The following is a 10,294-nucleotide window of genomic DNA, read 5'->3' as shown; positions in this document are numbered from 1 at the left end:
TTCTTTGTAATTGTTGCTGTCCTGTTTGCTTTCAATATTAAGGTCTCCGCCTACGCTACCAGTTACTTTTTCACCGCTCAGCTTGCCGCCTTTAATGTTGGTGTCATTACCACTTGCAAAACTTAAATCTTTATTGGCGGTCACATTGCTTTCGTTATAGGTTGTGCCATTTGCAGACACTTCTCCCTTGGACATACTGCCAGAAATGCTGTAGCTTGGGCCTTTGCCAAGTTCTAGCCTTGCGCCAACACTTGCACTGCTGGATTTACTGTTTTGCTCCGTTTTATTAGTATTTTTAGACGCAGTTATATTAAGGTTTTCTTTAGCGTTTAAGGTAACGTCCTTGCCTTCAACATTGCTGCCAGTGATATTAATATCTTTCTTCGTAGAAGTAACATTAACATCTCCTCCCGCCTTTACTTCGCTGGCGTTAGCTACTGTTGTTGTGCTATTACTTTCACTCTTGCTCTTCGTTGTGCCAAGGCTGACATTAATAGACAAGTTTTCGGTTACCTTGCCACCGCCATTGCTTTTAATATTTTTGATAGCTTTATCAGCATCCTTGTATCCTTTGACAGCAACTAAAGCACCAAGGCGTTTATCTTCAACATCTGTTGCATGTTTTACGCTGTTCGCTGCGTTATTTACAACATCTACATAAGCGCCGCCCACCGAAACACTCAGACCTGTTCTTTTAAACTCATGCTTCTCCTGAGCATTATAAACGCTGTTGCTGTTTTCAATGCTGACATTTTCGCCAGTAATATTTATATCCTTACCCGCAACAACACTGCTGCCTTTAACGTTCGCAGCCTTATCTGCATCTAGTTTCACATTGCCTTTAACACTGCCAACTGTGCTTCCCACCTGCTCAGTGTTCTGGTTGGCGTACTGGTCCTTCTGCTTTTCCTTGCCAATGGTAAAGCCCAAGCCACCGCCAGCAAACACACCGCTCTTCTTTACAGATTTTCTGTATTCGCTTTCGCTTGTTTGCTCCGCACTGCCGATATTCATACTGCCGCCGGTTTTTACGCTTACGTCATTATCTGCAACTACGTTGCTGCCTGTAATATTCGTATCTTTTTTACTGCTAATCGCAAGCTCTCCGGCAGACACATTGCTGCCGACAACAGCATTCTGCTTACTATAATCGTAAATATCCGTTGTTTTGGACGAAAGCAATCCACTGACCTTGTTGTGCTCTTCGTGCAGGCGCTCGTGGTATTCTGTTTCATTAGCAATATTTATATTATTTTCGGCAGCCAAGTCTGCTTTTCCTGCTTCACTGGCTACGTTGCTGCCTTTAATATTTATATTGTTGCCGCTCGCAATACTGATATCGTTCTTCGCCGCAATAGTTGTGCCTTTTACAGCCTCATCCACCTGCTTGTTATGGTTGTAATAGCTGCCGCCACGGTTGCCCACTTCGCTTTCTTCGCTGTACAAATCTTTGACAGCAGTCAGGTTCACATCGCCTTTAGCATTCAAGTCCACATCATTTTTCGCACTCAAAATACCACCAGCAATGCTGATGTCCTTTTTCGCATTCAGGCGGATATTCTCGCCACTCAGCGCACTTTGCTGGTGCTGCACGTCATGGATTTCTGCTGAAGAACTGCCATAAGCTAAGGCAACATGCTTTTCATTTGCTACCGTTACGATATCAACATCGTTGGCGTTCAAAGTTAAATTTTTGCCTGCAGTCAGATTTGCTCCTTTGTTAGTGATGCTGTTGCCTGCATCCAGCGTCATATTCTGCCCAGTACTAATAGAACCAGTTGCTTCAAGCTTTTTCTGGTTCAGCTCCTTATATTGTTTTTGGCTAAAAGTTGCTTCGTTGGTGATGTTCTCCGCTTGCAGCAATGCATCCACTTTCGCACGCATTGTACCACTGTTAGTAATATTCTTTTCTGCTTTTATCTTCAGGTTTTCACCTGCGATATCACCTTTATTGCTAACATTTTCTGCGCGCAAAGCTATAGTACCATCGCTTCTGATGTTACCCATGTTCTTGATATCCTGCTTGGAGTACAGCTCTACCTCACCGCCTACGATGAGCGCACCATCAGGACGCAAATCTTCGCTGCGCACCTGTGCCAGGAACACCTCCGGTACAAGAACCTTTTCGCCGTTGACTACTTCTTCCACCAGCCAGACAATATCTGTGGTCAGGCTTGCCATCTGCTCTGCTGTCAGTGCTACGCCAACCTTCAAATCCATTGCTTCCGCAACTACTGCGCCTGCGTTCATCAGGGCAGCAAACTGCTCCATATCGCTGCCGTAATCGCCAAGATATTTCTTGCCCGTCAGCGTACCAATCTGCTGCAAAACTAGCTGCTGTTCAAAATAACCATCGCCAAGTCGATTGCCAACCTCCTTTTATTCATGATAGAACCTACTCCAAAATCTTATGATAATATTGTAACTAGTAAATTCAACATCACATAAATAATCTTTTTTCTTAAACCTCATTGTGAAGTTAAGAGGATTAGTTTCATGTATTGATCTGTACTCTCGCTGATAAACCCAATTGTTTTTTTCTAATTTTTCTTTTATCAACACCTTCATCTTATCTTTTTCAATCTTTTCTATTGGAGATTTATAAGAAATAATGTATACATTTTGCCTAAAAAAGTCCCTTTCAACTTCTTCCAGTTCGTTTATTTTTAATTGAGCACTTTCTTTGCAAAATACTTGCTTTAAATTGTATGATACCGGTATTTGTGAACCAGGAGTATTAGAAAATGGTTTCAACATCATGAATACAACAAAGACTGATACTATAATTTTCAATATTTTCATTGTATTACTCTCCACTGTATATATTACCAATAAACTTTGCATGACGCCTAGCATATATAGTCACACCAGCTGATGATTCCACTCCAATTTCTACTGTTATAATATTTTTATCATCTGTTACTGATACGCCAGAACTTATTATTGAAGATGCCCCAAAGCCACTACTATCTCCTGCTATAACATCAATAATATTTACTTTATATTTTTCTTTAAATCCATTTTCAATATATCCATTACCATATCCACCGTACACAGGCGTAGAAACTCCAAATCCTGATTGCTCTTGATCAAATACATATACATTTCCTTCCTTATCAATAACACCTCCTCCACTGCTAGCCAAACTTTTTGAAATCCCTACACCAACATATACGTAACTGTAATCTTGTTTCATTTCCTTCGGATTAGGTAATATACCATTTTTCACTAAACCATTGGTACCATCTAACAATGCTTTTTTAGCAACATCTGGTGGTAAAACTTTGTATAGCACATTTTTATCGCCTTCTAAACTAACCGCCCAAGTACTACCATCAGGTAAAGTATAAATATAATCATCATCAGATTTTGCCTTATCCAATATTGCGTTAACTTCAGGAATTTGGCATTCATAATTAGCTGTAGGAGCAAGCCTAACAATAGTCCCCTCTAAACTAAGACCAACTTCTACTAATTCACCATCATAGTTATGCATTAAGTACCACAATTGATTTTGAACTTCATCAATAATTTGGTACTTTTCAATTACTTTTTGTCGTTCAGCATCATTTTCACAAGCATCAAGTTCTTTCTGCATAGTAGCATATTGTTCATGAGTCAAATAATTATTCTTCGTACCACTAGAAGCAGTAGATGCTCCCACCTGCGCATCAGCAGCTACAACCTGAGCTACTACGCCACCAATTAGAGCACTTGACCATTGATGCATTGCAGGATTATCCTTGAACATATAGCTCAATTTATCCTGAATCATTTCGTTAATCATAGCACCAGATGCCCCTGCCAAGAATCCACTGTTAGTAAGTTCACTCATGATACCACCTACAAGAGCATGAAGAGCATTCTTTTCTGCACTGCCTTCTTGCCAGTCATTTTTTATAGCCAAATCGCCTACTACTTTATATGCAATCTCTCCAAAAAGTCCAGCGAGATCTTGACGTTCTTCAACCTTCGTCTTATCAAAGATTTCACCAAGCTTATTAAGACTATTGTGTGTATCACGATTCAAGTCTTTAAGATCCTGCTTCTGGTTCCCTTTATCCCTGATTTCAATCTCACCTTCAGAAACAGTTGCCTTGGTTACGCTTTCAGCATTATCTTTAGCACCTACACCAATGTTAGGCGTTACACCTGCATCTTTGTTCTTAGCATTCTTAGATGTATCGACATTGATACCAATACTTCCGGCTTTATAATCCGCTTTGTTCTGAATATCTTCATAGGTAAGTGTACCTGTGGAGATTTTATTTTTGTCTTTTTCGGCTTCACTAGAGATAATACCGCCTTTAAGGTCAGCATTAACTTCTACACGGATATCAAATCCTTCTTTAATTATAAATATAGTGCTAATTTATTATGATAAATATTTATGAATTATTAGCAATATTAATTATTAATTTTATGTATTCATCTATCTCCTCTTCATTCATTTCATTAATTCCGTTTACTTTATACAATTTTAAATTTGCACAGTATAAATATAATACCTTGTAATTATAATCTTTGTCAATGAAATCATTTAATGCTTCATACTCTAATTTCCAACCATTCATCATTAAAAAATAGGATATTTTTCGATATGCATCTCTATCTCCTGGACGTTTCTTTATATATAACATATAGAGACTCCAAGCAAATTTTTCATCATCAAAATTAAGTAGCCAATTTTTTTTTATTAACAAAGCAAAATCGTCAACTACTATTTCTTTAACCTCATTTACCTTTATACGCAATTCGTCTTCTAAATATGCTAATAACTCATATATAGGATGACTGTGCTTATAATTCATGGGTAAGCTAAGTAAATAATCATAAATTGAAACAATTTCCCTTATCGTCATCTTATCTACCTCCAATTACAGCTATTGGATAAAAATCAGATATCTCTATTCTTCCATTTGCTTTTCTTCCTATTGAAAATTCTATTTTAGTTAGTTCATTTCTTAATGTTTTAGGATTATATAAATACATATTGCATGATAAATACTCAGGTCTGCCTCTTCCAAAAACAGGATATTGAGTATTATTATATTTATGTTCAGCATAACCAATTATAGCTGCTGAAATAAGCGCCGACAATACATGTTTTCTATCAGTTGAACTAAAAGGTGGAACTATTCCTCTTGATTGACTTTTATGATCATCTCTATAGCCATGTCCAAATTTTATATCTAAATAGTCTCCATTACCAAAATCTAGTTTGATTATCTCTTGTTCCGTACCAGCATTATATACATCACAATGTGATAATGCATATTGTATCTCTGACAAATAGACAGTTACAATTTGTCTATTTGAAACACCTAATTTTTTAAATCAAATGTTCCATAGACATCTTCAAATCTATTATACTTTGTAGCACTAGCAGCAACACTCGCCCCAGCTTGCGTATTACCAGACACTAAGTCACTAATCACTGCTCCTAAGACAGCACTAACCCACTGCGCCTTATCAGGATCACCATCTGCAACTTTAACTATTTCTTCAATAACCAGCTTGTTTATTCCAGCAGCAGTTGCACCAGCAAGAAAATCTCCCCCAGTAAGCTTACTCATAATTCCACCAACAACTGCATGATAAAGAGCTTTCTGTTCGTTGCTGCCATCCATGTAGTGAATCTCATTATACGCCAATTCGCCAAACAAATTTGCTAATTCCTGGCGTTCTTCAACCTTCGTCTTGTCAAATATTTCACCAAGCTTATTAAGGCTGTTTGCAGTATCACGATTCAGCTTATTGATATCCTGCTTTTGGTTTTCCTTATCGCGAATCTCAATAGTGCCTTTACTGATAGTAGCTTTTATCGTACTTTCAGCTTCTCCGCTTGCAGGCATACCAATATCAAGCGTTACGCCTTTTTCGTTATAATCCGCATTGTTATATTTAGTTTTCAATCGCTAAAGAACTTATAATTGTTAATATTAGAGATATTAATATAATGCTATGTATTACTCTTATTAGTATTTTTTTAGAAGTACTACATTCTGCCTTTTTGTCTCCCCAATATGTCCAATCCCATTTTAAATTAACCCGTTCTGGAAACAAAATACAAAAAATTTCAAAGATAATCCACAACAAAATAAATATTATTTCCACAGTTAACCCTTCCTTTTATCTTAACTTTTTGTTTTATTAATTTTTCGATAGAGTTCAGACATGTTGATTTTACCTTTTATTTCACCACCACTAAACAAATATCCACCCGCTCCTGTTTCTAAAATAAAATCATAGTTTTCGGGAATATTCTCTATACCAATAACCCCTAATCCTGTTTTAACTCCTATAAAGTTTTCTATTCTTACGATTTTTGTTTTTGGATAATAAATATATTTATATTCCCCACCCACCTTTACTATATCTTTTGCATCCATATATAATGCTATTTCTGATATAATTTTTATTTCATCACTTCTGCTTCCTTCTATATGAATATCTACTAGAGCTTTTCCAGTGGTTCCCAATGCATTAATACTTCCACCTACTCCGACCCCCAAAGAAATACTACCATCAATAATTCCTTTTGTGTTAGCTAAAAAGCTAGCTGCATCAAAAGTTATATTCATTTGATTTGCTATTTCTTGTATAATACTTTGGCGTTGCGCACTAGATAATTCATAAAAATTATTCACGCCATATTTTTCTAGATATTCATTTTCATAATCGCTGTATGCTTCCAATTTACCTTCATTGATAACTTCTTCAGCAGTTCCATTTCCTTGAGCTTTCATTTCTTCATCCAACCCTTGCGCATTATTCTTCGTCCCGCTCGCAGCAGTACTTGCCCCCGCTTGTGCGTTACCAGAAGCCAATTGTGACACAACCCCACCAATAATCGCACTTGCCCATTGATGCTTATCTGGCTCGCCTTCAAATTGCTCAGACAACTTCTTTTGCACCATTTCATTAACAGTTGATGCACTTGCCCCTGATAGGAAACCATTACCAGTAAGTTCGCTCATGATACCGCCTACAAGCGCATGAAGAGCATTCTTTTCGGCACAGCCTTCTTGCCAATTATTTCGCTCTGCAAGCTTATGTATCTCATTATACGCCAATTCGCCAAACAAATTAGCTAATTCCTGGCGTTCTTCAATTTTTGTCTTGTCAAAAATCTCACCAAGCTTATTTAGGCTGTTGGCATTATCACGATTCAGCTTATTGATATCCTGCTTCTGATTCTCTTTATCACGGATTTCAATAGTTCCTTTGCTAATAGTAGCTTTCGTTGTGCTTTCAGCTTCTCCGCTTGCAGGCATGCCAATATCAGGTGTTATACCTTTTTCATTGTATTCTGCATCATTGTTTTTGTTTACTTTGATGCCAGCTCCACCTGCTTTGTAATCCGCCTTATTTTGAATATCTTCAAACGTCAACGTACCTGTCGAAAGCTTATTCTTGTCAGCATCAGCAGTACTTGAAATAATACCACCCTTAAGGTCAGTATTTTGGCCAACACCTATATCAAAGCCTTCTTTCCCTGCGTAAATTCCGCTCTGATCAGTAACGCTTTCGTATTTACTATCAATCTTACCAACACTTGCACTGCCACTGACAGCTTTATTGCTGCCAAGACCAACGCTCGCGCCAACAGATTTATTGCTTTCTTTGTAATTGTTGCTGTCCTGTTTGCTTTCAATATTAAGGTCTCCGCCTACGTTGCCGGTTACTTTTTCACCGCTCAGCTTGCCGCCTTTAATGTTAGTATCCTTGCCGCTGGTAAAGTCAAGATTCTTATCCGCCTTTACTGTACTTTCATTGTAAGTTGTGCCATTTGCAGACACTTCTCCCTTTGACATACTGCCAGAAATGCTGTAGCTTGGACCTTTGCCAAGTTCCAGGCTTGCGCCAACGCTTGCACTGCTTGATTTGCTGCTTTGCTCCGTTTTATTAGTATTTTTAGACGCAGTTATATTAAGGTTTTCTTTAGCGTTTAAGGTAACGTCCTTGCCTTCAACATTGCTGCCAGTGATATTAATATCTTTCTTCGTAGAAGTAACATTAACATCTCCTCCCGCCTTTACTTCGCTGGCGTTAGCTACTGTTGTTGTGCTATTACTTTCACTCTTGCTCTTCGTTGTGCCAAGGCTGACATTAATAGACAAGTTTTCGGTTACCTTGCCACCGCCATTGCTTTTAATATTTTTGATAGCTTTATCAGCATCCTTGTATCCTTTGACAGCAACTAAAGCACCAAGGCGTTTATCTTCAACATCTGTTGCATGTTTTACGCTGTTCGCTGCGTTATTTACAACATCTACATAAGCGCCGCCAACCGAAACACTCAGTCCTGTTCTTTTAAACTCATGCTTCTCATGCGCATTATAAACGCTGTTGCTGTTTTCAATTTTAACATTTTCGCCGGTGATATTAATATCCCTACCTGCGACAACACTGCTGCCTTTAATATTAGTGTCTTTTTGAGCTTCAAGGTCTACGCTGCCTTTAACACTGCCAACAGTGCTTCCCACCTGCTCAACGTTCTGATTAGCGTACTGGTCCTTCTGCTTTTCCTTGCCAATGGTAAAGCCTAAACCGCCTCCGCTAAGAATTCCGCTCTTCTTTACAGATTTTCTGTATTCTCTTTCGCTTGTCTGCTCCGCACTGCCGATATTCAGATTGCCGCCGGTTTTTACACTTACGTCATTATCTGCAACTACATTGCTGCCTGTAATATTCGTATCTTTTTTACTGCTAATTGCAATTTCTCCGGCAGAAACATTGCTGCCGACAACAGTATTCTGCTTACTGTAATCATAAATATCCGTTGTTTTGGATGAAAGCAATCCACTGACCTTATTATGCTCTTCATGCAGGCGCTCATGGTATTCTGTTGCATTAGTGATATTTATATTATTTTCGGCAATCAGGTCTGCTTTTCCTGCTTCACTGGCTACGTTGCTGCCTTTTATATTTATATCTTTGCCACTTGCAATGCTGATATCGTTCTTCGCTGCAATAGTAGTGCCTTTCACAGCTTCATCCACCTGCTTGTTATGGTTGTAATAGCTGCCGCCACGGTTGCCTACTTCGCTTTCCTCGCTGTACAAATCTTTCACAACAGTCAGGTTCACATCGCCTTTAGCATTCAACTCCACGACATTTTTCGCACTCAAAATACCACCTGCTATGCTGATGTCCTTTTTAGCATTCAGGCGGATGTTCTCGCCGCTCAGCGCACTTTGCTGGTGCTGCACGTCATGGATTTCTGCAGCAGAGCTGCCATAAGCTACGGCAACGTGCTTTTCATTTGCTACCGTTACGATATCAACATCGTCAGCGTTCAAAGTTAAATTTTTGCCTGCAGTCAGATTTGCTCCTCTGTTAGTGATGCTGTTACCTGCCTCCAGTGTCAGATTCTGCCCAGCACTAATAGAACCAGTTGCTTCAAGCTTTTTCTGGTTCAGCTCCTTATATTGTTTTTGGCTAAAAGTTGCTTCGTTGGTGATGTTCTCCGCTTGCAGCAATGCATCCACTTTCGCACGCATTGTACCACTGTTAGTAATATTCTTTTCTGCTTTTATCTTCAGGTTTTCACCTGCGATATCACCTTTATTGCTAACATTTTCTGCGCGCAAAGCTATAGTACCATCGCTTCTGATGTTACCCATGTTCTTGATATCCTGCTTGGAGTACAGCTCTACCTCACCGCCTACGATGAGCGCACCATCAGGACGCAAATCTTCGCTGCGCACCTGTGCCAGGAACACCTCCGGTACAAGAACCTTTTCGCCGTTGACTACTTCTTCCACCAGCCAGACAATATCTGTGGTCAGGCTTGCCATCTGCTCTGCTGTCAGTGCTACGCCAACCTTCAAATCCATTGCTTCCGCAACTACTGCGCCTGCGTTCATCAGGGCAGCAAACTGCTCCATATCGCTGCCGTAATCGCCAAGATATTTCTTGCCCGTCAGCGTACCTATCTGCTGCAAAACAAGCTGCTGCTCAAAATAACCATCGCCAAGTCGTTTGCCAACCTTTTCCGGATCTGCCTTTACACGCTCCAAAAGGTAGTCACTGGAAAGGAACTCGTGATAATCAGCAAATTTCTTGTTCGTCTCAATAAGGTATTTCGCCGTTGCATCATCCGTCAGCTTAAAGATCTTGCTGTTGATATGCAGACTGGAAATATCCGGCATTTTATCGCCTGTTTGGTTATCCTTGCCTGCTGCTGCCTTATCATCAGCCTTTCCATCTACGCTGGTAGATACATCCTGCTTTTCCTTATAAAGCTTTTCGTCCGTAAGATGATTTTCTGCATCCGTCTTGAAATAAT

The 10,294-nt window shown here is 39.3% G+C and carries 7 protein-coding genes; all 7 read right to left on the bottom strand.

Annotated features, from left to right (window positions below):
* Positions 1 to 2,328, bottom strand: a 2,328-nt coding sequence (locus Q0612_RS00035; RefSeq protein ID WP_298879148.1) for a hemagglutinin repeat-containing protein, incomplete at its 3' end; no start/stop codon positions are given.
* 51 nt (positions 2,329 to 2,379) lie between these two features.
* Positions 2,380 to 2,802 carry a hypothetical protein gene (locus Q0612_RS00030; RefSeq protein ID WP_298879147.1) on the bottom strand — a complete coding sequence of 141 codons (423 nt, stop codon included), beginning with the start codon at positions 2,800 to 2,802 and terminating at the stop codon, positions 2,380 to 2,382.
* A 4-nt stretch (positions 2,803 to 2,806) separates the two neighbouring features.
* Positions 2,807 to 4,030 carry a hypothetical protein gene (locus Q0612_RS00025; protein ID WP_298879146.1) on the bottom strand — a complete coding sequence of 408 codons (1,224 nt, stop codon included), beginning with the start codon at positions 4,028 to 4,030 and terminating at the stop codon, positions 2,807 to 2,809.
* Positions 4,031 to 4,388: 358 nt separating this feature from the next.
* Entirely contained in the window at positions 4,389 to 4,862 is a 474-nt protein-coding gene (locus tag Q0612_RS00020) for a hypothetical protein (protein ID WP_293829824.1), read from the bottom strand.
* Between the two features lies 1 nt (position 4,863).
* A complete protein-coding gene (locus Q0612_RS00015; RefSeq protein WP_298879141.1) occupies positions 4,864 to 5,292 on the bottom strand; it encodes a hypothetical protein in 429 nt (142 codons plus the stop codon).
* Positions 5,293 to 5,324: 32 nt separating this feature from the next.
* Positions 5,325 to 5,915, bottom strand: coding sequence for a hypothetical protein (locus Q0612_RS00010; protein WP_298879139.1), 591 nt, complete (start codon positions 5,913 to 5,915; stop codon positions 5,325 to 5,327).
* A 222-nt stretch (positions 5,916 to 6,137) separates the two neighbouring features.
* On the bottom strand, positions 6,138 to 10,294 hold a 4,157-nt coding region (locus tag Q0612_RS00005; RefSeq protein WP_298879138.1), incomplete at its 5' end, for a hemagglutinin repeat-containing protein.

Source organism: uncultured Phascolarctobacterium sp. (assembly GCF_937920985.1).
In the GTDB taxonomy this organism is placed as follows: Bacteria; Bacillota; Negativicutes; order Acidaminococcales; family Acidaminococcaceae; genus Phascolarctobacterium_A.
This window is presented reverse-complemented; position numbering and strand designations above follow the sequence as displayed.